This is a genomic window from Chryseobacterium sp. OSA05B (assembly GCF_019970065.1).
Taxonomy (GTDB): Bacteria; Bacteroidota; Bacteroidia; order Flavobacteriales; family Weeksellaceae; genus Chryseobacterium.
The window spans coordinates 380,206-403,114 of the sequence record NZ_JAHXYH010000001.1; the positions used below are offsets into that span (position 1 = coordinate 380,206).

General features: G+C 38.3%; 20 protein-coding genes. 4 read left to right on the forward strand and 16 right to left on the reverse strand.

Annotation, left to right across the window (positions count from 1 at the left end; all coding sequences use genetic code 11):
• Positions 1-32: 32 nt before the first annotated feature.
• Positions 33-905, reverse strand: a complete 873-nt coding sequence (locus tag LC419_RS01680) for an AraC family transcriptional regulator (RefSeq protein ID WP_223605712.1) — start codon at positions 903-905, stop codon at positions 33-35.
• A gap of 109 nt (positions 906-1,014) precedes the next feature.
• Positions 1,015-1,650, reverse strand: a complete 636-nt coding sequence (locus LC419_RS01685) for a LysE family translocator (RefSeq protein WP_223605713.1) — start codon at positions 1,648-1,650, stop codon at positions 1,015-1,017.
• A 688-nt stretch (positions 1,651-2,338) separates the two neighbouring features.
• Between LC419_RS01685 and LC419_RS01690 the strand changes: the two genes are divergently transcribed.
• Both LC419_RS01690 and LC419_RS01695 read left to right on the forward strand, forming a co-directional pair.
• Positions 2,339-4,678, forward strand: coding sequence for a TonB-dependent receptor (locus LC419_RS01690; RefSeq protein WP_223605714.1), 2,340 nt, complete (start codon positions 2,339-2,341; stop codon positions 4,676-4,678).
• Positions 4,679-4,681: 3 nt separating this feature from the next.
• On the forward strand, positions 4,682-5,491 hold the full coding sequence (locus tag LC419_RS01695; RefSeq protein WP_223605715.1) for a DUF4249 domain-containing protein: 810 nt from the start codon (positions 4,682-4,684) through the stop codon (positions 5,489-5,491).
• A 118-nt stretch (positions 5,492-5,609) separates the two neighbouring features.
• Here LC419_RS01695 and LC419_RS01700 read toward each other — a convergent pair whose 3' ends face one another.
• From LC419_RS01700 to egtD, 11 genes are all read right to left on the reverse strand, one after another.
• Positions 5,610-6,554: a hypothetical protein gene (locus tag LC419_RS01700; RefSeq protein ID WP_223605716.1), complete on the reverse strand. Its 945-nt coding sequence runs from the start codon at positions 6,552-6,554 to the stop codon at positions 5,610-5,612.
• A gap of 3 nt (positions 6,555-6,557) precedes the next feature.
• Positions 6,558-7,928 (reverse strand): DUF4280 domain-containing protein, encoded by a 1,371-nt coding sequence (locus LC419_RS01705; protein ID WP_223605717.1) that lies wholly within the window; start codon positions 7,926-7,928, stop codon positions 6,558-6,560.
• Positions 7,916-8,575, reverse strand: a complete 660-nt coding sequence (locus LC419_RS01710; RefSeq protein ID WP_223605718.1) for a hypothetical protein — start codon at positions 8,573-8,575, stop codon at positions 7,916-7,918. The genes LC419_RS01705 and LC419_RS01710 overlap by 13 nt, the downstream gene beginning before the upstream one ends.
• Before the next feature lie 57 nt (positions 8,576-8,632).
• The gene (locus LC419_RS01715) at positions 8,633-10,261 is read right to left on the reverse strand and encodes a DUF2235 domain-containing protein (RefSeq protein ID WP_223605719.1); all 1,629 of its coding nucleotides are present in this window, start codon (positions 10,259-10,261) and stop codon (positions 8,633-8,635) included.
• A gap of 2 nt (positions 10,262-10,263) precedes the next feature.
• Positions 10,264-11,385 (reverse strand): DUF2931 family protein, encoded by a 1,122-nt coding sequence (locus tag LC419_RS01720; RefSeq protein WP_223605720.1) that lies wholly within the window; start codon positions 11,383-11,385, stop codon positions 10,264-10,266.
• Between the two features lie 85 nt (positions 11,386-11,470).
• The gene (locus tag LC419_RS01725) at positions 11,471-13,330 is read right to left on the reverse strand and encodes a type VI secretion system Vgr family protein (protein WP_223605721.1); all 1,860 of its coding nucleotides are present in this window, start codon (positions 13,328-13,330) and stop codon (positions 11,471-11,473) included.
• Between the two features lie 248 nt (positions 13,331-13,578).
• Positions 13,579-13,986 (reverse strand): type VI secretion system tube protein TssD, encoded by a 408-nt coding sequence (gene tssD / locus LC419_RS01730; RefSeq protein ID WP_034728120.1) that lies wholly within the window; start codon positions 13,984-13,986, stop codon positions 13,579-13,581.
• 214 nt (positions 13,987-14,200) lie between these two features.
• Positions 14,201-15,763, reverse strand: a complete 1,563-nt coding sequence (locus LC419_RS01735; protein ID WP_223605722.1) for an ABC transporter permease/substrate-binding protein — start codon at positions 15,761-15,763, stop codon at positions 14,201-14,203.
• Positions 15,760-16,680, reverse strand: coding sequence for an ABC transporter ATP-binding protein (locus LC419_RS01740; RefSeq protein ID WP_223605723.1), 921 nt, complete (start codon positions 16,678-16,680; stop codon positions 15,760-15,762). Before LC419_RS01740 ends, LC419_RS01735 begins: the two co-directional genes overlap by 4 nt.
• Positions 16,681-16,689: 9 nt before the next feature.
• Entirely contained in the window at positions 16,690-17,862 is a 1,173-nt protein-coding gene (gene egtB, locus LC419_RS01745) for an ergothioneine biosynthesis protein EgtB (RefSeq protein ID WP_223605724.1), read from the reverse strand.
• 106 nt (positions 17,863-17,968) lie between these two features.
• The gene (gene egtD / locus LC419_RS01750; protein ID WP_223605725.1) at positions 17,969-18,952 is read right to left on the reverse strand and encodes an L-histidine N(alpha)-methyltransferase; all 984 of its coding nucleotides are present in this window, start codon (positions 18,950-18,952) and stop codon (positions 17,969-17,971) included.
• Between the two features lie 407 nt (positions 18,953-19,359).
• Between egtD and LC419_RS01755 the strand changes: the two genes are divergently transcribed.
• Positions 19,360-20,379 carry a serine hydrolase gene (locus LC419_RS01755; RefSeq protein WP_223605726.1) on the forward strand — a complete coding sequence of 340 codons (1,020 nt, stop codon included), beginning with the start codon at positions 19,360-19,362 and terminating at the stop codon, positions 20,377-20,379.
• A 22-nt stretch (positions 20,380-20,401) separates the two neighbouring features.
• Here LC419_RS01755 and LC419_RS01760 read toward each other — a convergent pair whose 3' ends face one another.
• Positions 20,402-20,908: a GNAT family N-acetyltransferase gene (locus LC419_RS01760; RefSeq protein ID WP_223605727.1), complete on the reverse strand. Its 507-nt coding sequence runs from the start codon at positions 20,906-20,908 to the stop codon at positions 20,402-20,404.
• 476 nt (positions 20,909-21,384) lie between these two features.
• Between LC419_RS01760 and LC419_RS24100 the strand changes: the two genes are divergently transcribed.
• Positions 21,385-21,516, forward strand: coding sequence for a hypothetical protein (locus LC419_RS24100; protein ID WP_259838279.1), 132 nt, complete (start codon positions 21,385-21,387; stop codon positions 21,514-21,516).
• Between the two features lie 112 nt (positions 21,517-21,628).
• On the opposite strand, the gene LC419_RS01765 is transcribed toward LC419_RS24100, so the two are convergent.
• Together LC419_RS01765 and LC419_RS01770 are read right to left on the reverse strand one after the other, a co-directional pair.
• A complete protein-coding gene (locus tag LC419_RS01765; protein WP_223605728.1) occupies positions 21,629-21,898 on the reverse strand; it encodes a heme oxygenase in 270 nt (89 codons plus the stop codon).
• 276 nt (positions 21,899-22,174) lie between these two features.
• Positions 22,175-22,735: an AraC family transcriptional regulator gene (locus LC419_RS01770; RefSeq protein WP_223605729.1), complete on the reverse strand. Its 561-nt coding sequence runs from the start codon at positions 22,733-22,735 to the stop codon at positions 22,175-22,177.
• Between the last annotated feature and the right edge of the window lie 174 nt (positions 22,736-22,909).

The window sequence follows — 22,909 nt, forward strand, 5'->3', positions numbered from 1 at the left end:
TGTTTCAGGGAATTGATTGGACTATTCGCGGTTTACTTCTTCCTGTGATTTTTGTCCCGAAATTCTGATGGCGGGAATCCTTCTATTCTGGAAAACAGACGTGAAAAATAGGTATGATCGCTGTATCCAAGCTCGTAGGCAATTTCTTTAACGGTAAGCTGAGTGAAGGTCAAAAGCCTTTTCGCTTCTATCAAAATTTCCTGATGAATCCATTGCTGAGCCGATTTTCCGGTCACTTCACGGATCACTTCAGTAAGATAACCTGGAGAAATATTCAGAAGCCCGGCGTAAACTGAGGGACTTTTCATGGTTTTAAATTCTTTCCGTACCAAAACCCTGAACTTTCTGGTCAGTTGAACAGCTCGGCTTTCATGAGCTATTTCGCAATTATTCTGACCTAAAAAAATCATCGCATACATTCCTGTAAAAGCATTCATTAAAGACCTGACCACTAAAAATCCCTCTTTTGAGCCCAACATTTCTTCCGTACAGGATTTCTTCAAGATTGCGGCGCATGAGCTCAGCTTTTCGTGCCAATCGTCATCAACGGAAACAGGCTGTATATCCACCAATGACTCTTCAAAAACGGATCTCAAAGAATCAGGTAGCAGATCTGCTTTTACCGCTATAAACCATCCGGTGACGTTTTCCATTAAAATTCCTTCATGAACCTGCCCGGGAAGCAAAAAGAAGACGGTAGAATCCTGAGCTTCAATGGTCTTAAAATCGACCATCATTTTGGCCCGGCCACTTTCCAGAAATGTAAAAATATAATGATTGTCACGGTGAATTCCTTTATCAAAAAGGTTGTCTTCCGTACTGATGGTACGTTTTTCAATCCTTTCAATCAGAATCCCATGCTGCGTAATACCGCTCAGATCATAGGTGGGAATGCTTTGTTTCATCTTTAAATGGTGGCGTAAAATTAGAAATATTCATCAGAACAGACGAAACTGAAGACCATTATCCTTTATCTTAAAGATGATTTTTTCAGCATAAACCAAAACATTTGAACTATCTGGCTTTGGAAAAGGCCATCTTTACCGCTAAAAATGTTAAGACACTCGCCATAAACCACTTTTGAACCTTCACCCAGAAAGGATTTCCAGCGAAAAACACGGCTACTTTTGCGGCTGTCAGAACAATGATAAAATTAACACTGAAGCTGATAAAAGTCTGCACCACTCCCAGTTCAAGACTTTGAGTGAGAACGGAACCGTATTCAGGTTTAATGAACTGTGGAAAAAAAGACAAATAGAATATCGCAACTTTGGGGTTGAGTACATTCGTTAGAAAGCCGATGGTGAAAAGTTTTTTGGGACCATCGTGCCTGCCGGTGCTATCTACCTCAAATATATTTTTACTCTTGGGTTTAATCGCCTGGTAAGCAAGATATAAAAGATAAACCGTTCCAAGTGTTTTCAGAACAGTGTAAGCCACCGGAACTGCCAGTAATACGGCAGTGAGTCCAAAAGAGACCATGACAATATGAAACAGAAAACCACAAACTACGCCAGCCAGTGAAATCAATCCTGATTTCTTCCCCTGGGTGATCGATTTTGAAATTAAATAAATCATATTGGGTCCCGGGCTGATGACTAACACAAATGCAGCCAGGACAAAAAACAGAAGGTCGTGAAGTGGAATCATCTTTTACCAGTCATTTATTGATGTGGAACGCAACCGGGAAAATGCTACCCGGCATTAAAAAAAATCACGAACAAATATACATCATTTCGTAATTATTTGCTCTGGAGAACCAGGTGAAGGTTTAAAACCCTGACATGGATAAAAAAAATACGTTCGTCTCGATAATTCCGAACATCTGTAGACTCTTTTAAGCATAGTTTAGCGCCATATAATGACCCTATGAATATCGAAAATGAAAAGTTTAATTCTGCAAAGCAATCGGGCTATACCGTTTATTACCAAAAGATAACAATGAATTACAAGACCGGTAAAGGTATTTTGCTATTTTTGTATTCCCGAAAAGGGGAATTTTCCGCTTTTTTTTTCAGAATAACCACTAAAAACTATGAACCAGATGACGACATGCGGCCCATTTATTCTAGCCAAAGACGGAAAACCAGAGAAAATTATCACAAACTTTGCACAACCAGCAGCTATTCCAAACACAAAGGAAGAAATATTTCACTTCAAGGTTTATAATACCACATTTTTTTTCTAAAGACTGTAATATTGGCTGTTTTTTTACGTTTGACAGTAAACGAAAACCATATATCTAACATTTAAAGTTTCATTATTCTAATTTTCTGTAACATTCACCCCATTAAATAGACTATTTGATAGACTTCTACTACATTAAAATTTAAACTCAATGCAAAAATTGTTTTTTAAAACTGCCGCTACGGCCGCTGTCCTCTGTTTCAGCTCCTTGGCTTTTGCGCAGCAAAAATACTCCGTAAGCGGTACCGTGAAAGATCACAAAAATGGGGAACTGCTGATCGGGGTAACCGTAAAGGTGAGTGAAGACCCGTCTATTGCGGTGGTTGCCAATGAATATGGCTTTTACTCATTATCCCTTCCCGAAGGAAGTTACACGTTGATTGTTTCCTATCCCGGTTATAAGGATTTTGAACTGCCTGTAAAGGTGGAACAGAACACGAAACTGGATCTTCCGCTTAATCAGGAGGAAAAAGAAAGTGAAAAAGTAGGAAAAATTGATGAAGTTATTATTTCAGGGGTAAAAAAGGATAAAAACCTTTCAACCGCTCAGATGGGAACAGAGACCTTAAGCATCAAGAATATAGAAAAACTGCCGGTTTTATTCGGGGAAAAGGATGTGATGAAGACGATTCAGCTTTTACCGGGTATCAAAAGCAACGGTGAAGGTAGCAGCGGATTCAGTGTGAGAGGTGGTGCTACGGACCAGAACCTGATCTTACTGGATGAAGCGCCTGTTTATAACGCTTCGCACTTACTTGGATTTTTCAGTACGTTCAATAGTGATGCCTTGAAAGATGCCAGTATCATCAAAGGAAACAGCCCTGCGCAGTATGGAGGCCGTCTTTCTTCGGTAATGGATGTTAAAATGAAGGATGGAAACAATAAGGATTACAATGTGAATGGAGGGATCGGTCTGATCAGCAGCAGGCTGAGCGTGGAAGGTCCTATTCAGAAGGAAAAATCATCATTCATTGTATCAGGAAGAAGAACTTATGCCGATTTGTTTCTTAAAGGAAGTGAAGATTTCAAAGACAGTAAGCTGTATTTCTATGATTTAAATTTAAAAGCCAATTATCAGATCAATGAAAACAACCGTCTTTATCTTTCGGGATATTTCGGAAGAGATGTTTTGGGCTTAGGAGACACTTTCTCTACAGACTGGGGAAATACTACGGCCACCTTGAGATGGAACAGTATTATCAACAGTAAATTGTTCTCCAATACTTCATTTATTTACAGCAATTACAATTATAAGATCAGTCTAAAAAGTAACGACAATACCTTCGGGCTGGATTCACAGATCGAGGACTGGAACCTTAAGCAGGATTTTACGTGGTTTGCCGGAAATAAGCATTCTGTGCGTTTCGGACTTCAGTCTATTTACCACACGATTACACCAAGCAGCGCTTCCGGAACGAGCGTGAGCAGTTTTCCGAGAAATCCGAGAAAATCTTGGGAGAATGCGGTGTATATCAATGATGATTTTAAAGCCAATGATAAGCTTACGGTTAATTACGGTTTAAGACTTTCTACATTCAGCGTTTTAGGAGGCGATACTTACAATACCTACGAGGGTGATGTGATTACGGAAAGCAGGTTTTTAGACAAAGGAAAATTCGGAAAAACGTATTTCAATCTTGAGCCGAGAGTGACAGCCAACTACCGTATTAATGAGGTAAGCAGCATCAAAGCCGGATATTCCCGAAACACGCAGAATCTACACCTTCTGAGCAACAGCAGTAGCGGAAATCCAACGGACCAGTGGATCGGAAGCAGCTACAGTGTAAAACCGGAAATAGCAGATCAAATCAGTGCGGGATACAGCCGAAATTTCAAGAACAATAACTATGAGGTGAATGCTGAAATTTATTACAAATCCATGCAGAATCAGATCGACTTTAAGAACGGTGCACAGATCTCTTTTGACACAGCAGCTGATGTAGAAAGTGAATTGCTGTACGGTAAAGGAAGAGCCTATGGGTTAGAGCTTATCGCTAAAAAGAAAACCGGAAGACTGACGGGATGGATTTCTTACACCCTGTCTAAAACGGAAAGAAAAATAAATGGAATCAACGATAATGACTGGTACAATGCGAGAATGGACAAGACGCATGATCTTTCCATCGTGGCTACCTATGAACTGAGTAAGAAATGGTCTCTATCAGGATTGTTCCTGTACAGCACAGGAAATGCGGTTACTTTCCCTACTGCGAAATACGAGCTGAACGGACAGACGATATTCCAGTACAGCAGCAGAAATGCGGACCGTATGCCTGCGTACCACAGAATGGACCTGAGTGCTACGTATGAACCGGAATCTACCAAACGTTTCAAAGGATCGTGGTCATTTGGTATTTATAACCTTTACGGCCGTGAAAACGCTTACACCATTACGTTTGAAGACAATCCGAACAATCCGGGAACCACCCGCGCTATGCAGACTTCATTATTCCGTTGGGTACCGAACATCACTTATAATTTCAAATTTTAGATCATGAAGAATATTATTTTTATCATACTGACCCTGTTTTTAGTAACTTCTTGTGAAAAGGAGATTGATCTGGACCTGGATGACAAGAGCGGAAACATTGTCATAGAAGGGAATATCACGAATGAGGCCGGACCTTATTTTGTCAGAATAACAAAGTCGGTGGCATTTACGCAAAACAACCAATATCCTGCAGTTACGGGTGCCCTAGTTATTTTAAGCGATAATACCGGACAAACCGAAACCTTACAATACGTAGGTGACGGAAAGTACAAAACCACCAGTTTTACTGGAGTCACAGGACGTACGTATACGTTGAAAATTCAGGCGGAAGGGAAAGAATACACGGCTCAAAGCACCATGCCTGAAGTGGTGAATTTTGATGATCTCACTCAGGATTCCTTTACTTTCGGGGGTGAAACTACCTACACGCTTTTACCGATCTTTACGGATCCTATCGCATTGGGAAACCGCTATCTTTTCAATTTTACGGTCAATGATATGACGAAAAAGACATTTGAGGTGTTTTCAGATAATATCAATAACGGACTGGTGAACCAGAGGCCTTTGTTCATGCCTAATGAGGATGATGAAAAAGATCCTACAGACCACAAAGTAGTGCCCGGAGATAAGATTCATGTAGAAATGCAGTCCATCGACCATAATATATTCACTTATTATTCTGCTTTGCTGCAGATCTCGGGAGACGGAGGAGCAGGTGTTACGCCTTCCAATCCTCCAAGTAATATCAACAATGGTGCTTTGGGATATTTCTCAGCGCATACGACCCAGAAAAAGACATTTGTGATTCAATAGATTGCAATAATTTAAGTATAAATAAGGCTATTCCAGATGTTGGGATAGCCTTTTTTATACGTTCTTTCAGGACATCAGTTAACTGTAGCAGCTTACCTGAATTTTTTATAATCTTATTTTATTTTGATGACTTTAATTTTGAAATACTGCCTGATGTCAGAATAAATTCTTTTGAAGGGAAACTTTTATAGGAAATCAGCTTGGTTTCATATCTGCTTTCTTTGCCCAGTCCCACCTGAAGGGCTGTTACTTTTTCTTCGTAAGTCTTTTTATCAGGATCTATCAGAATTTCACGGTCAGTGATAAGTCTGCTTTCAACATTGGTGTGCTTTGTATATTTAAAAACTCCTTTTTGGGCAGATACCAGCTTTTTTTCTATTTCCTGATCTCCTTCTGCCGATTCTTTTAAGATATACTTGGTTACCCCTGCTTCATTATACGAAAACTTTACGTTCCATTTATCGAGATAGTCACTGGCCTGGGTTCTGTAAGATTCCATATATCCCTTCACGATTTTAAAATCCTTATGTTTATATTTTTCGTAGGATGAAATATATTTTAAATCATCCAGATTATAACCTGTTAAAAAATCTTCTAAAAAGTCAATAAGATCAGGAATATTTAAATTGTCACCAATGCTTTTGCGGATGTATTTATAGTAAGAATCATTGAAGTAAAAGATGTCCTTATCCCCAATTAAAATTGTCTTTTCATTATCGTTGAATGCAATATTCAGTTTTGTACTGTAACTTTCATTTTTATAATTTAGCAAAAGGGCATTTTGATTCTTCGTTAAAGTACATAAATTGGGAACTTTCTTTTCTGATATCGGAGCATCATTGAAATTATAAAAAGAGATACTGTCTTTTTTTGTATTGAGTATGTAAATTAAGTTATTGGTACTTATTTTATCTTTTTTATCTATTCTCCGGTCGTCCACATATTCTCCCTTATCAATGGTTTTATTAATGATATAAGTTATGGTATATGGTTTGGGTGCCTGTGCAAAAAATTTCACAGGAACGGTCAATAGAATGAGTAATAAACAGGTTAAGTTTTTCATTGATTAAACTTTTATTTTTTTCCAAAATATCGTGTATCCGGCAACTCGGGTTGCTTCTAAGCCAAAAGATTGCTTCGTTGCATTCTTAAAGTAAAAATCACCTGTGGTCCAATAGTCTGTTTTTGCAAAATCAGCATTCGGAAGCGCGTAAACTGCTTTATTTTTTTCTTTCACGGTTTTGTGTGTATGGACTCCTTTATCACAGCCCTCATCATGAACTGAGGTATAGGCCAGAGTATCGCCTCTTCTTCCTGTCACTTTAGCAACAAAAGAATCGTACAGGCTCTTACTTATTTTTACAGAATCATATTCATCAAACTTATTATGACCATATTTTGTTTTACTGTCTGGTTTTAGGTCGGCATCAATACCCCAGGCTAAAAAGTCTTCACCATCCCATTGGGTTGCATTATCCGTAGGGTCGGTTTTCACGTCATCCACATCTCTTAAAAGAGCATCAATGGCGCCTGCTCTGGAATGTAAAGATATGGTGTCTTTTTCCGTGGTTTTCATTTCCACTTTATCTTTAGCTTCTACACTGGAATAGCTGGAATTTAATAGCTGAAACATTGTTTTTCCAACTCTTTTTGCTTCGTTATAATTGGTATGCGCTATATAAAGGTATTCTTCTTTTTCTGATGATAAGCCTTCATGCTTAATAATATTACAAACTTTCTGGAATTCACTATGGACAATATTCAGCTTTTTAGGACTCTTGTACACATCTTCCTCTGCTCCTTTTCCTTCACAGGCATACACATCAGTTTCATTTCCTATTTTCTGCCCCTTTACACTTCCTTCAAAAGTACCGTTATAATTATAGAAGTTGCCATTGATCTTTTCTTTCGATTCAGGGACCGGAGCTCCCTCTGCATCAATGCTTTCAGGCTGGTGAACCTGTCCACTGTCGGTAATGGTAATATTCACCCCTCCATACGTGCAGGGAATGGTGCTTTTCTGCAACAGTACAAATTGATCCTGGGACAAATAAGTACCCACATCCTGCCAGTCTCTTACATTCATAACGGCAGCACATGGTACTGCCATCTGGGGACTTTTTTTACAGGTTCCCGTAAAAACAAGACTTTTAGGGCCTCTCTCTTTTATCGTGGCTGTTTTCTTTTCCTGTATGGTGGGAGTATCAAAATTGACCTTCATGATTCCTTTGGGAATGGTGCACAGCAAGCACTCCAAAGTAGCGGTATCTATAACTACTTTCAGACCGGCTTCCGTTTTATCCTTTTCCTCATTTTCAGCACGCTTTTCCTCCATTTTCTGGCTATTGGCAGCTTTTACCTGATCACTATCCTGCTCTGCAACCTGATTTTGAGTCTCCGGAATGGCAGTCTCTGTATCTTTATCTAACCTATCCATAGTAATGAATGTTTTAAATGAGTATTATCTTTCTTGATTTCCATAAAACCTTCTTCATTGTGGCCTTCTCTGAATACAAATAATCCTCTGAAATCGTCAATCCCAGCTGGTTTCGGATCTTCGGAAGAGATTGTTAAAATCATTTTATCCCCATCCTTCAGAGGAGCCAAAATTTCCGTAAATCCTTCAGAAGACAGTCTCTTTCTTTTTGCATCCAATGGCTGCAGCAACCCATTGAAAAGCAATCCAAACATATTGTAACCTTCTAAAAAACCAATCAGCATGCTTTCATCTTCCAGTATACTGCCGATCTTCCTGAAATAATTATCTATAGAATCTCCTTTGTGGGTTTCTGAAAGCTTAGCGGCTATTTTTGTCCATCTTAACCGAAGAAAATTAAGGTTATTAATTTCAATAATGTGTCCATCTTTATCAACTGTTAATTCCAACTCATCAAACAAATAGCTGATTTGTTTTAAAAATTTCCCCATGGCATTATCATCATTTGAAAAATTGAAATCAACCACTAAAACATGATATCGGAAATACTCCTTTTCATTTCCTAAATAGTAGACCTCAGCTACTCTCACATAACTTTTTTCTGTACGGTAGGACGTATCAGGATTAGAAATAACTACCGTTTCCAATCTATAAGTTTTGCTAAAATTCTTCAGAGGATGTTCCAATATCAATTTGTTTCTCGTTTAAAACTCCTTTCTTTTCCGATCACCAGTTGGTGAATAGGCAAAAATATCCATTAACGTGTTAATTTTTGCCGATCGGTGTAGGTATTTATTCTTTAATTTTCTGAGAAGATAATCAGATTTATATGCTGTCACCACTACTTCTTCCAATTGTTTTGCAGGAACTGCACGGTCCGCAGCAGTGGCGACAGGAACCTCTACATTGCTGTCTGCTTCCGGTTCTTCTTCGTGTTTAAAATTTCCTTTGAGTGTCCATTTTTCATTCTTTTCTATGATGTGCTCTTTCATATAGGCTTTTACTTCATCTAAGAATGGATCATTCAAAGCATAATCTGCCATTATTTTTGAATAGAACAGGCAGTTATCTTCTTCATTAACAAGAGGCAACGCGTAATCGCACATAAAATGAAGGGGTATAAAGCTATATCCTCTGTACAGATAGCGGGTTCCGGTAAGGGTATATTTCCAGTGTTTTTCAATAGCCAACTGATCTTTTTTGAACCAGCCCTGCTCGATGAGCTCATCCTTGAAATCGTCCAATGACCCCGAAAAATAAGCCTTTTCAAGCCAGACATATTCTCTTTCGGTCACTCCCTCGGCAGGATCCGGTTGGTAACCACTTTCCCTGAGTTCCGCTGAAGACATGACATCGTGATTGTAACTTCCCCCCACATCACTGTGTACTCCCGGAAAATTCTTTTCAATTCCTGTTTCGAGCTCTACACCAACAAATCTTGTCAGGGAAAAATTTTTCCGGTGTTCGTCTGCCGCTGTAAAATGCACTGCCTTTCTTGGGGAACCTAGATCGTGTAAATGAAGCTCGCCCACTTTCTTCTTGAAACTTGGAATAAGAATACAGGTAGGATCATAAGAAGCTACCGTATCATACAGTCCTATAAATCGAACCTTAACAGTCATGGAATCTACCAGTTCACGGGCTAATCCAGCCTGCAAAAGCGCAGTACCGAAATGGCCGAATTCGGGAAGTTGGCCATCTTTCACCCACGATTTTTCGATGGACATAAATTCAGTGGTCTCGTGGTCTACGTCAATTCTTGATGCCCCCTGCACAGGTGGGTAGTAAGCTTTTGGCGGATATGGTTTTTTCTGCAGATTATAGGCAAAGTTTCTTGCTGCCGCTGCACCACGGCTAAATCCAAAAATATCAACCGTTAAAATAATATTATCAATATCATCCTTAGACTTGTCTTTTCTGTCTTTCACATGTACGGCAAGGGTTTTACATCCATTTCTTACCTTTCCTATCACTCCTGTTTTCCCACGCCCGTATTTAAAGCCTCCTCCTTCATCATCTGCCTTATCGATAGTGGCAATACCTTCTACGTAAAATGAATAGACATCTTTTTTTGTACACATATACTTTCTGGCAATGTTGGTAAAATCATTCCCAAAACTATTGTCATCTTTAGCATATTTTTCAAAAATCTTTCTTTCATCTTCTGATGCTGAAATATTGCGAAACTCTCCTTTGCCCTGAACCTTTTTACGTATTTCGGTATTTTTCAGATTATTTCTGGTTCCATCGAAGAATATTCCACAGGTAATATTTAAAGTTCCCGGCGGATCTGGCAACGGATTGCCCGTATTGTAAACAAAGGTTTTACCCATGGCTAGTCTTTGTATTTAGTTTTACGTACCATAATTTTACTGTTTTTCAACCAGACTTGTTGGTCACCCTTTACTAATTTCACTGAAGCAGAGGTTTTAGGAGTATTAACCATAATCTTTAATTCGATTTTAGCCTTATGATCGCAGGAAGAAATCTCCTTAAAGGCAGGAAGAATTTCTTTTTCATCAAATTCTATATTACCAACATATCTGTATCCGTCGGCACCGTCTATCCATAAAATTTTAATATCATTCGGGACGGCCTTTTCTTTAGGAGTATTCCATTTTAATTCATTAGGAATACTATTACTATACTTTTCCAATTGGGTGTCTCCAAAGGTCATTTCCATTTCACCATTATAATGAAACCAGGTTACTTCCTTTGTTTTACCGTTATCAGGCAGTTCAACCTGCAGATTCCAATTGTATTTTTCTCTATAACTGTCCCACAATCCGTAAGGAATAGCCTTACCTTCGTTTGCCTTGACCACTTCCGCCGGAACAATTCCAAATTCATGGATTATTTTACGTTGGTATTCAGTATCAAACATATTTTTCTGAGGTCCAGGGCTCAAAGCATCTATTTCAGACTGCGGTATGACTATCTTCTTACTCTGATATCTTCCTATTTCCACCTGTCTTCCAGGTCCGGAAAGCCAAAGTACAACCACACCACCCGGCGCAAAACCTACAATAATCTGGTTGTAGTTTTCTTTCCTTGGACTTGGATTGTCTCCATTGGAAGGGGTATGATAACCGTTTTTGAAAAGATCAGTCATTTTCCCGTTATCAAGATCGGTATCTATCTCATAAAATATTTTCTCAGCATAGGAAACCCAAATCACATGTAAATGATCGGGAATACTTTTTTCTCCATTACTCATTCCTCTGTTGGCTTCTCCCCATATTCCGCCTGTCGTTCCACTAAACAAACTTGTAAATTCTCCATCTGCAGATTCAAATCCTCCACGATACACATCAACAGGGTAACCTAAAGGCGCGGAAGTGGCATCCAACCATTCATATTTTGTCATAGCTTTTGTTTTTTGATGCGCTTTCTTATCCTGACACGAGATCTGAACGAAGAATAATAAGCTTAGTAAATATTTTAGTGATTTGTTCATTGTTTAGGGAAATTATTCTTTAATACATTCATATATCTGAATTTCTTTTCAATAATCTATTTTAATTTTGAATTCAGATATATATTTAGCCTTTGTTCACTTTGGCGTCTATTTTACCAAGCATTTTGGCAACCCCCGCACTCTGCAGCAAAATATCACCATTCTTTGCATTATGAGTAGTGGTAGAAGTCGTCTCTTTCAAATCTCCCGTTATATTGATCGTTTTATTTTCATTGACGGTCTGCCTATAATTTTTTGAAGTGAATTGATGATCGTTTATAACATGAATGGCATTATCATTCCCCACACTTGTTTTCATGTCTTTTCCGACATTAATGGTTAGATTCTCTCCTGCATTAAAGGTCATGTTTTTAGGAGCTGTAACCGTAATATTCCCTGCTCCGTCCATGAAATAATTGTTGCCGCTAGGATCGATAATATTGACACTTCCCTCTGCATCATTCATTAAAATTCTGATTCCGCTTCGGGTCTGTATAGATTTTAAATGGTTGTCCACTCCGCCGCCTAAGGCTGTTCCGCCATGAAACATTCCTCCCATCACAAAAGGTCTGTCCGGATGGTTGTGTACAAAGCCTACCATTACCTGATCCCCGACTTCGGGTACAGCTACATATCCTCTGTTCTGACTGATTTGATCTGTTCCCCCTGCATCAGGAGCCATCATCCGTATAAAATTGGTGCTGTCATTCAGCTGCCAGTCGAATCTTACAGTTACCCTACCTTGTCCCTGCGGATCCGTATTGGATATAACCGTGGCGACCTGTGGCTGTGCAATCGGTACAGCAAAGTCCGGTTTTGGTATATATCCTGTATCTGAAGCTATGGCTTCAAATTTTCCTGTATAGTTTCCCAAAGTATCCACTTCATGGGTAACTTCGGTCATCATCAGTTTTGTAAAATAGGATGTTTCGTTACTATCCGTTTTTCGCATTTTAATATCAGCAATACATCCCGGATATAAAAATGGAAGGGTTGTTCCTCCGGATACTGTAAATACTTCCACGGCCCTGCTTCCTGATGTAGAGGTCTGGGAAATGACTACATCCATATCAGTGACGGCTTTTATAGGTGCAATCTGTAATGACGGCGTTTTGAATATCCCTTCATTATTCTGATAGGCTGTTTTTGCTAAATTTCCTATATGTTGTATGGACGTTGCTCCGGAGCTGAGCTTAGTATTGGCACTGCTGTTATATCCATAAAAACTGGGTTTGATATGCACTGCTTTTAATTCGACATTCACATCGGAAACATTACTTCCATATACCAGTTCCAATGCTTTATTCTGGGGTGGCATATTTCCGAAATGCAAAACTTCACCATCGTAATAGAACTGTTCTCCATATGCTTCAGCCATTCTGCAAAGATAATTGTAGTGGGTTTCGTCATATTGAGCACTATAGAGAATCTGAGAAGATGCTTTTGCATTGATTTTTACATCAAATTTGCTACTTTCTATTCCCTGCTTTATAATATCGGTGGCGATAATGCCCATATTTACCGGCTGTACCCCACCAAAACTTTGGGTATGTGGAGCAGCATCCAATAAGATAGTTGGACTGTAACCTTTCAATACGATGTTTCCAAGACTGTGATTGGCCTGACTGAATCCAACTTTTGTAATAACCCCGACAAAAGTTCTTTCCGGGCTATCCTCAACATCTTTGTATCTGATATTGACGGTTAATCTTCCGCCTAAAAATCTATTGGCCTGTTCAAGCTCATGATTTTGTTTTTCAGATAGCGTATCATTCACAAGGATAATTTCAAACTCATGATGTTTTCTGACACTTTGATGCAAACGGAAATATTTGAAATGTTTGATGATTTTACCATCTATCACAATATCCAGTTTTACCACACGGTTGATTCCAGGGATATAGTTCTCTGCAATCTTATCGGAATTTGAAGTGTTTTTATCCATATTATTTAATGCGTTTTTTTTGTTTCTAACTTTAAAAAATTAAAAAATAAACAGATGTTCTATAAAGTTAGAAAACTTTCACAGTATAAAATTATATTGTCAGGCTTATTTTTAAACTCCTAATAACCTGATGACCGATGCCCATTTATTAATGGTAACTATTACGGACAAAAAAAGACAGAACGGCATCCCTAATGCCGGATGGACCATTCTGTCTGATATTTTTAAAGTTTTTAAGAAATTGAATTCTAAGAAGTAGGCCACTCTGCTTTATAAGAAGAGTTCCCTAGATCGATTTGCTCTGCACTTATGATAAAACTGATATACATACTGTTTTCGTCTACTGCGTCGAAATCTACTTCATGCTGAATCACGTATCCGTTTGTCCATTGCAAAGTCGTCAACGTTCCTTCTTCGTGAGATTTGTTGAAGGTGATCTCTCCAGTTGTAGGCTTGTATTTTCCGTTAAGAAGACTTTCCAGGATATCAGATTTTTCTGTAGCTTCTACTGTGATTTTGATCAGTGCATTGGAAGGATCTGATGCTACTCTTCCTGATACGTCTGTGGAACGGGACACGCTATAATTAAGTTTTAATAATTTCTGCCCTTCGCCACCGTTGAATTTTAGAATTCCTCTTGAATTTTTGTCTGCCATGATTGGTAAATTTTAATAATTAATATTCTGTGATTTGATGTCATCTATTTCACCAAATATAGAATTTTAATTACGCAATACACCCATTTAACCATAAATATCAAAAAGTGTAGTAGTACTACTACTAACAGTTGTTAGGTTTTCTATATATTGTAAATCAATTATTTATGTTTTTAAGGAAGAAAAAACATTCTATGAATTAGACACCCTGTATTTACTTTTCAAAATACCTCTTAAGATCCGAAATACTTTCTATTTTAAGCTCCTCAGCTTGTTTTCTGCGCATCATCAGGGCATAGGAATTATTAAACCCAAGCGGTTTCAACCATTGAATGCCATATTGCTTTTGAAACTCGACATTGACATAATCGTAGGTTTTATCAGCACTTTGGGTTACCTCTTTAAGGGTTTGCCCAGATGGTTTTAAGAGCACAAGAAGCCCCGTTCCCGTGTATTCAGGATAAAAATCGATGGCATCATTCACCAAAGCATCAAAACAGATTTTGGTTCCGCCCAGCCCTGTTTTTGTTTCAACATTATAGTCTGTGTAGCCTTCGATCAGCATTTTGTACATTTCTGTGAGAATATACTGCTCGCCAAAGATCTTAGAGCCGATGCGTATGGTCCCTGAATTCCCTTTCCGGGAGGGTTTGTATAATTTATTATTAACCAGGAAATCCCTGGCTATTCTTTCCGGGGTCTGATGAAGCTCATCAGATTTGTAATTCAGATCGGCCATGATTGAATCGTTAAATTGATTGGCCAGTAGATTCAGGGTTTTCTCGAGTTCCGGAAATTTCTCCAGTGTTTTTGTTTTAATAATCGGTGCTGCGAAATACGGAGGAAATATTTTTTTATCATCATTCAGAACATAGAGGTCAAAAGATTTGATCCTGCCGTCTGTAGAATATCCGCTGATCAGATCCAGTTCTTTTTCATAGGCCGCTTTGTACATAATGGCGTCATTTACGATCACCGGATTCGCATTCAGTTTATATACAGAACGTAAACCGAGATCTCCATCCTGTCTGCCCATAAATTCAGGGGTAAAACCTGCCTTAATGCTATTCTTAGAAACGGAAGTGAACAGATAAGCCGCTCCCACAATAATTAAAATGGCCGGAACAATATATTTCAGCTTCTGAAACAGTTGATATCCGGATTTCTGTACAAGAGCAATTGTCTGATCCAGCAATACGGCTAATAATGCAGCAGGAATGGCTCCGGCAAGGATCATATTCGTATTATTGAGAGAAATTCCTCCAAAGATAAATTCACCCAAACCACCCGCTGCGACAAATGATGCTAAAGTAGCCACGCCAACATTAATCACCGCTGCCGTTCTTATTCCCGCAATGATAACGGGCATCGCCAGGGGAAGTTCCACTTTAAAGAGAAGCTGGCTTTTATTCATCCCCATCGCTTTTGCCGCTTCAATAACGGTTGGACTCACTTCTGTTATTCCCGTATAAGTATTCCGGATGATGGGTAGTAAAGCGTAGATCAGCAAAGCAACGATGGCCGGTTTGGCCCCGATTCCAAATGCAGGAATCATAAACCCAAGCAGTGCAATACTCGGAATGGTCTGTAAAATACCTGCCACACCCAACACGGGACTGGAGAGTTTCCTTTTTCTCGCAATCATTATTCCCAACGGTACACCGATGATGATTGCCAGAATTAATGACAGAAACGTGAGTCCCAGATGCTGTACAACCTGGGTCAGTAATTTTTCCTGCTGTTCGGTGATGAACTGCCAAAGACTTTGCTGCGTCATACGATCTGTAATTTTCTGTACTCATTAAAAGCCCTGATTACGTTTTCGTAATGGTCTGTATTTTTATGCTCTGAACTTAATTTCTGTAAGGCCTCCCAAACATTGGTGCTTTCTGTCAATTTAAATTCATTCAGTAGATGATCCGAATTTAGGAAGTCACCGACATCTTTCAATGTGGCGATCTTATATTCCAGTAAAAGGCGGTTTTCAGCAAAAAAACCACTCACAAAATCAATTTCAGGATGATAAAGCATTTCTTTAGGTGTTCCCGTCTGAATAATTTTTCCTTTGTCCATTAAACATATTCGATGCCCCAGTTCAAAAGCTTCCTGAACATCATGGGTGACGAGGATAATGGTTTTATTTTTAAGTTCTTCCAGTGATTTAAATTCCGAATGAATATCAGCCTTTGTGATATTGTCCAGCGCTCCGAAAGGCTCATCCATCAGCAAAACAGGCGTGTTGGCGATCAGGGCTCTTGCAATTCCCACTCTCTGCTGCTGCCCGCCACTCAGTTCATTTGGAAACCTTGACAGTACCTCTTCTGAAAGGTGAAGTTTATCCAGCAGTTCTTCGGTTCTGTTTTCCGTTTTTTTTCTGTCCCACCTGAGTAATTCCGGAACGACAGCAATATTCTGTCTTATGGTATAATGAGGAAACAAGCCGGAATGCTGCATCACGAAACCAATTCCCATGCGCAGTTCTTCGGGTTTCTGATCACGGATATTCTTACCGTCGATCAAAATGTTCCCGGAGTCTGCTTCTATAAGGCGATTGATCATTTTAAGCGTTGTCGTTTTTCCACACCCGCTGGTTCCCAGAAGCACCAGAATCTCCTGATCATGGGCCTGAAAAGAAATATGGTCAACGGCTGGTTTTGCGTTAAAGCTCTTTGAAACTGATTCAACTGTAATCATCGGCAAAAATTATCGGGCAAGTCTGATTCCTGTGAACTGCCATTTAAGGTTGGTCTGGAAGAAATTACGATAGGTATTTCTGCTGTGTCCCGGAGGTGTAGCATCGGAAGCACCGCGTAAAACCATCTGATTGACCATAAATTTTCCGTTGTATTCTCCTACTGCGCCTGCTTCTTTTTTGAAACCGGGATAAGGCAGATAAGCGGAATTGGTCCATTCCCAGCGGCTTCCCCAATCGAAATGACCGGAAGCAACTTCCCATTCCGCTTCGGTTGGCAGGCGCATTCCTTTCCACGAGGCAAAAGCGGAGGCTTCATAAAAACTGATGTGGCAAACGGCGTCATCAAGGTCTAATTCCTGTAAACCTTTTAGAGTATAATTCATCCATTTTCCATCAATATGGTGCCAGTATAAGGGAGATTTTGCATTGTTTTGTTTAACCCAGTCCCATCCTTCAGCATGCCAGTGCTTAAAATCTGAATAGCCGCCGGCTTCCATAAATTCAAGGTATTCTCTGTTGGTGACCAGCTGATCTGCTATTTCAAAATCATTCAGAAAAACTTTATGTCTTCCCAATTCATTATCAAAACAGAAACCTTCTCCATTAAAACCTACTTCATACACACCTTCTGAAAATCTGATCATTTCGGTATCCCCTGAATTTTCCTTTTCCGAAATATTTTCTTTTGTATAAGCCGGAAAAAGCGGATTGTGACCTAAAATATATTTGATATCCGTCATTAATAACTCCTGATGCTGCTGCTCATGATTTAAACCTAATTCCATCAGCGGTTCAATAGTTTCGGTCATGAATTGACTCTGAAGAAAGATGCTCATATGTTCGTCCACATACTTCCGGTATTGGTAAATATCGGAAACGGAAGGACGGCTTAAATTTCCACGGTCGGTCCGGATGACTCTCGCCCCGATCGTTTCATAATAGCTGTTGAAAACAAAATTGTACTGCGGATCAAAAACCTTATAATCAGGAAAATTCGGAACGAGGATAAAGGTCTCAAAAAACCAGGTAGTATGACCAAGATGCCACTTCGGAGGGCTCACATCCACGATGGGCTGCACCACATAATCTTCTATTTCCAGAGGAGCACATATTTTTTCAGAATGTTTTCTGATGTCTGTATATTTTTTTACTAAATCTGATGTTACTATATTCTGTGTCATGTTCTTTAGTTTTGGTGAGTTATTTTGGGGGTCAGAAATGTTTTTTCTCGCGCAGATTGGGCGGATGGAGCAGATTAAAAAAATAAAACTCTATAAATTCTATTCGTTATTGCACCTGCCAAACTGCATCTACAAACCATTTTTTGGAATCTTTGATTTCTCCTGCTTTTTTAAAGCCCGATTTTTCTCTTAAATCCTCTATATTCTCAGCTGAAAACTTTTGTGAAATTTCCATGTCAATCAGTTCATTTTCCTCAAATGAAATGGGTTCATTTCCTATCGTTACCGTTTGATTTTTCAGGCTTACCAGAAAGCTTCTGCAGGCTCCGTTGATGGGATCATAAGTTTGGTAATGCTGAAACTGTTCAGGATTAAAATCAGCACCGAGTTCCATGTTGATACGTATCAGAAGATTAAGGTTAAATGCGGCTGTGATTCCTTTTTTATCGTTGTACGCATTTAAAATCGTGTGAGGATTTTTCTTTAGGTCGAAACCAATCAAAACTCTGTCGCCTGATGCCAGATTCCGGTTTAAATCGGAGCAGAACTGATCTGCTTCCCCGATATTCATATTCCCTATATTGCTTCCCAAAAACAAAATAACTTTTCTTCTGGACGATAATGAGGCTGCTTTCTGAAGCATTTCAAAATACTCGCCCTCCAGAGAGATTATTTCCAACCGGGGAAGCTTTTGATTTAATTTTTCATTTAATTCAGTCAGAATATGACCGGAAATATCGATAGGCATATAGGTAAAATCCGTTCCTTTTTCTACAAGATATTGAAGTAAAAACGTTGATTTCATGGCATCTCCTGCACCCAGCTCTATCAGATCGAAAGGTTCGTTTTCCGGAATGATTAGACGGGCGAGATCTGCTGTTTTATTTTTGAAGATATCAAGTTCACATGGGGTGAGATAGTATTCCGGCATGGCCATGATTTCCTGGAAGAGGCGGTCACCTGTTTCATCGTAAAAATATTTGGAGGACAACGTTTTAGGGATGCTTTTTAAGCCTTCCAAAACATCCTCTCGAAAATGATCAACATGAATATCTTCCACCTTGGAATGTGGTTTTAACTGTAAATTCATATGTTTTAATTTGTGTGGGTTTTAGTTAACTACAACTATCTTGCCGCCTCAACATTGAATTCTCTAAAAAATATACCTTCTACCCTTTAATTGATTTAAATATACAGTTAATTTCAATAATGGATTCAACAAAATCATTTAAATCAGATCATTATTTTCTATTTCATCATGTTTCCAAATCAATTGAAATAAAGACTATATTTGGACAAACTAAAACAATAAATTCTACCATGAAAAAAAGCCTGTATCTTTACCCACAATGCTTTATTCCTTCTTTATTTTACTGATCTGATCAGATTAAAAAAATCCAAATTAACTATTGATCTCCAAAAGTTTCCACTTTGAAGTTATTCTCAGAAAATATGTATAAAATACTGAAATCCAATTTAATCATAAGCTTATTATGTATGGCTGCTTTTTGCTTTGGCCAAAAAAACAGAAATTCAAAAACTGATTTACAGCAAAAAATAAAACTGATCGATAACCTGGTAAAATCTGCCAATGAAATCGGAATATTTAATGGTAATGTGCTTGTTTCCTATCAGGATAAAATAATTTATAAAGCTTCAGTTGGATTTACTGATGCTACAAAAACGACCCGATTAACGGATGAATACAGGTTTCATTTAGGCTCTGTCACAAAAGAATTTAGTGCGGCTGCCTTACTGCAGTTAGAAGAACAGGGAAAACTGAAACTCTCTGACCCGGTTTCTCAATTCATTCCTGAACTTCCCGGCTGGGCCCGTGAGGTTACCATCAAAGATTTACTACAGTATACCAGCGGAATTCCTAATGTAAACTGGAAAACCATTAAAAATGACAAAGATATTTACAATGATTTGTTTTTAATTGATCAACTGTCTTTTAAACCGGGTACCGAATATGATTACAACAATAACAATCTCTTTCTGAGACAATTTATTATCGAACGTATTGCAGGGATTCCTTTTAAAACCTATGTTGAAAAATATCTGTTTCTTCCTTTGAAAATGAACTCCACCATCATGACTCCTTTTGAGACTGATCAAAATATCGCCCACGGATTTAGCAATCAGTCGGTACCGGATCGTGCAGAATTGCCTATAACCGGTGGAACTTATACGACGACGACTGATTTACTGAAATGGGCAGACAGTCTGCATTCAGGAAAAGTGGTGAACAAAAATTCGTTGTATGAATTAGGTCAGAATTTTCCTATTTCAGACAGCCAGTCTGCCTTGGGAAATGCCCGGTTTGAAAATAAAAACTTAAAAGAACATGCTCACGATGGAAGAGCCGGAAATTTTGAGGCGCTCTTATTTTCAGATGTTGAAAAGAAAACAACGATTATTTTACTGGGCAATAATTACAACGGAAAACTTTTTGATATTTCAGAAGCCATCAATGCTATCCTAAAAAACGAAAATTTTAAAGTTCCACAAAAATAAGAAACTTCCTATTTATAGGTTGCTAAGATAAATTTGACTGTGTTAACTCATATTCAATTTCGCCATCGCTTAGATCTGCGGTTTTCACAAAATGAAGCCGCTCCAGAAGTTTCATTGCGGGAGCATTTTCCCGGCTTGTAGCTGCCCAGATGCGTTTCAGTCGAATTGCATTTAAACCGAAATCAATAGCGAGTGACATTCCCTCGGTCATATAACCCTGTCCGTAATATTTTGGTAATAAAACGCAGCCCAGCTCACCTTCTCCCTGATCCAGTCCACGGTAGTAGCCACAGGTTCCCACGATTTGATGGGTTTCGTTGTCTACAATTCCCCAGTGAATGGAATTCCCATCCAGATAATCCCGATCGATTCTGGCCTGCATTTCGGCCGCCTGCTCAACAGTTTCTGCCTGAACAGCATCATAAAACGAAATTTCAATAAGGTCCGGAATATCAGCATCCATAATTTGGCGTAATGATACTCTGCTGCCTTTCACATTTGGAAAATCGTTGAACTGAAATTGTTTCATGATGTAAAATTGTATTAGTTTTGAAAATGAATATCATCATTCATACAGCTGCTCCCATGAACTCTGTAGATTATGATTATCTAAAAATACCATTAATTTTAATATAAGTAGAAAAAATGCCGTTCAATCCATCTCTGCTAACCGAAAAAGTTAATGATTGATAATCGATGATTGATTAATGATCGTGATTATAAAAAAACATCTCATCTGAACAAATAGTCTGGATAAGATCCCTTGTACGGCTTTATTTTCAAAATTCTATTTCCTTCCAAAAGCTTTTTTTACCAATTCATGATGGAAAATTGGTTTGTGGTAAAGGTTTTTTCTCTTTTCAAACAGAATGATATCATATTTATTTTTTCAAAGCTAGGACTGCAAATTGTCATTATGTATGATTTATGTAACAAATGCCCAGACTCTTGCAAGTCATTCCATTTTTAATCCATGACCTTTACACTCAATAAATATTTTATACAATGGCAAAAGAGAAAGACGGAAAAAAGAAATCGGATAAAACAGCGCCCTTAAAAACCGCAAAAGAAAAAAAGGAAGATAAGGCTACCAAAAGAAAAGATAAAGAGAATGAAAGCAGAAATGCCACCAGTTAAATACAGCCGGATTTATCATTAAAAACCGGGCTCAGATATGAAGGACAAAGCAATAACACGATTTGTTCTTCTCTTCTAAGATGTCCGGAGCTTATAAATATAACTCTGTTTTTCACAGAATATCATCATCCCCTACAGCGGTTGCAAAATAATGCTCAACCGTTTCTTCTGCATTTTGGCACATTTTCAGCAGGTCATCCCGCGAGGTATCTTCAAAAATAAAGTCATCGTGGGTTTCAATGATACACTCGGTTACTTTTTCGGTATTCATTAAATCGTATTCCATTAATTCATTTAAAGTTTCCAATCCGTGGCTTTCCTTAAAAAAAGGAATTTTGAGAGAAACGGAGTCTTTGAATTGAAAGAGATGTATTGTTTTCATAACTTCAGCTATTTATTATTTCCCCTATTATTCGAGACCTTTCACAACGAAAAGGGATAGAGACCGCTAAGCATCTATCCCTTCTCTAAAACTCTTCAAAAATATATGTACTATTTTCTGGTAGTTTTAAGCTCCATTTGAAAAAAGGAGGTATAATATATTAATTTTTTGTGGTGGTAAATTTGTTCTTAATTTACTGTTTACCATACAAAGTTGGGATTTCCATCAGACATTGTGCTACAGATTATTGTATTAATCTTATATATATCACACATTTTAAAAGTCTTCCAGATTGTTTTTACGTTTGAGCCCGAGTTGTTTGTAGAAAGAAGGAGAAAGCCCTGTGATTTTTTTAAACTGGTTGGAGAGATGCGCCGCACTGCTGTAATTCAGTTTATAAGAGATCTCGGTAAGATTAAGTTCATCATATAAAAGCAGCTCCTTTACTTTTTCAATTTTATTGATGATGATGTAATGCTGTATCGTGATTCCTTTCACTTCAGAAAATATATTGGCCAGATACGTATAGTCGTAGCCCAGTTTTTCGCTTATATAGTCCGAGAAATTCTCTTTAGGAAGCTCTTCAGAATAATGGATCATTTCGGTAATTACATTTTTAATTTTTTCGATCAGAATGCTTTTTTTATTGTCTAATAATTCAAGTCCTGATTTCAATAATTCCCTTTTTAAAATCTCTCGCTGCTCTATGGTAATGTCTTCCAACACCTCAACGACACCGAGATCCACCACCGCATGTTTGATGCCAAGGCTATTCAGTTCTTCATGCACCACCATTTTGCACCGAAGGCTTACCATATATTTTATGTACAACTTCATTTCACTCAAAGTTACGCATTAAAATTTTGAGGATCAGAATATAAAGAGGAGCGTCTTCTTTTAGACAAAGGTGAAACAGGAAACAAATGATCAGCTTTTTTATTACTGATGATTGATAATGGATGATTGATAGTTGATAGCTGATGATTGATCGTGATTAAAAAAACACCTCAT

Bases quoted from the DNA above. Each gene is read 5' to 3' on its own strand.
- LC419_RS01680 (WP_223605712.1), bottom strand. From the start codon at position 905: ATGAAACAAAGCATTCCCACCTATGATCTGAGCGGTATTACGCAGCAT.
- LC419_RS01685 (WP_223605713.1), bottom strand. From the start codon at position 1,650: ATGATTCCACTTCACGACCTTCTGTTTTTTGTCCTGGCTGCATTTGTG.
- LC419_RS01690 (WP_223605714.1), top strand. From the start codon at position 2,339: ATGCAAAAATTGTTTTTTAAAACTGCCGCTACGGCCGCTGTCCTCTGT.
- LC419_RS01695 (WP_223605715.1), top strand. From the start codon at position 4,682: ATGAAGAATATTATTTTTATCATACTGACCCTGTTTTTAGTAACTTCT.
- LC419_RS01700 (WP_223605716.1), bottom strand. From the start codon at position 6,554: ATGAAAAACTTAACCTGTTTATTACTCATTCTATTGACCGTTCCTGTG.
- LC419_RS01705 (WP_223605717.1), bottom strand. From the start codon at position 7,928: ATGGATAGGTTAGATAAAGATACAGAGACTGCCATTCCGGAGACTCAA.
- LC419_RS01715 (WP_223605719.1), bottom strand. From the start codon at position 10,261: ATGGGTAAAACCTTTGTTTACAATACGGGCAATCCGTTGCCAGATCCG.
- LC419_RS01720 (WP_223605720.1), bottom strand. From the start codon at position 11,385: ATGAACAAATCACTAAAATATTTACTAAGCTTATTATTCTTCGTTCAG.
- LC419_RS01725 (WP_223605721.1), bottom strand. From the start codon at position 13,330: ATGGATAAAAACACTTCAAATTCCGATAAGATTGCAGAGAACTATATC.
- tssD (WP_034728120.1), bottom strand. From the start codon at position 13,986: ATGGCAGACAAAAATTCAAGAGGAATTCTAAAATTCAACGGTGGCGAA.
- LC419_RS01735 (WP_223605722.1), bottom strand. From the start codon at position 15,763: ATGACGCAGCAAAGTCTTTGGCAGTTCATCACCGAACAGCAGGAAAAA.
- LC419_RS01740 (WP_223605723.1), bottom strand. From the start codon at position 16,680: ATGATTACAGTTGAATCAGTTTCAAAGAGCTTTAACGCAAAACCAGCC.
- egtB (WP_223605724.1), bottom strand. From the start codon at position 17,862: ATGACACAGAATATAGTAACATCAGATTTAGTAAAAAAATATACAGAC.
- egtD (WP_223605725.1), bottom strand. From the start codon at position 18,952: ATGAATTTACAGTTAAAACCACATTCCAAGGTGGAAGATATTCATGTT.
- LC419_RS01755 (WP_223605726.1), top strand. From the start codon at position 19,360: ATGGCTGCTTTTTGCTTTGGCCAAAAAAACAGAAATTCAAAAACTGAT.
- LC419_RS01760 (WP_223605727.1), bottom strand. From the start codon at position 20,908: ATGAAACAATTTCAGTTCAACGATTTTCCAAATGTGAAAGGCAGCAGA.
- LC419_RS24100 (WP_259838279.1), top strand. From the start codon at position 21,385: ATGGCAAAAGAGAAAGACGGAAAAAAGAAATCGGATAAAACAGCGCCC.
- LC419_RS01765 (WP_223605728.1), bottom strand. From the start codon at position 21,898: ATGAAAACAATACATCTCTTTCAATTCAAAGACTCCGTTTCTCTCAAA.
- LC419_RS01770 (WP_223605729.1), bottom strand. From the start codon at position 22,735: ATGAAGTTGTACATAAAATATATGGTAAGCCTTCGGTGCAAAATGGTG.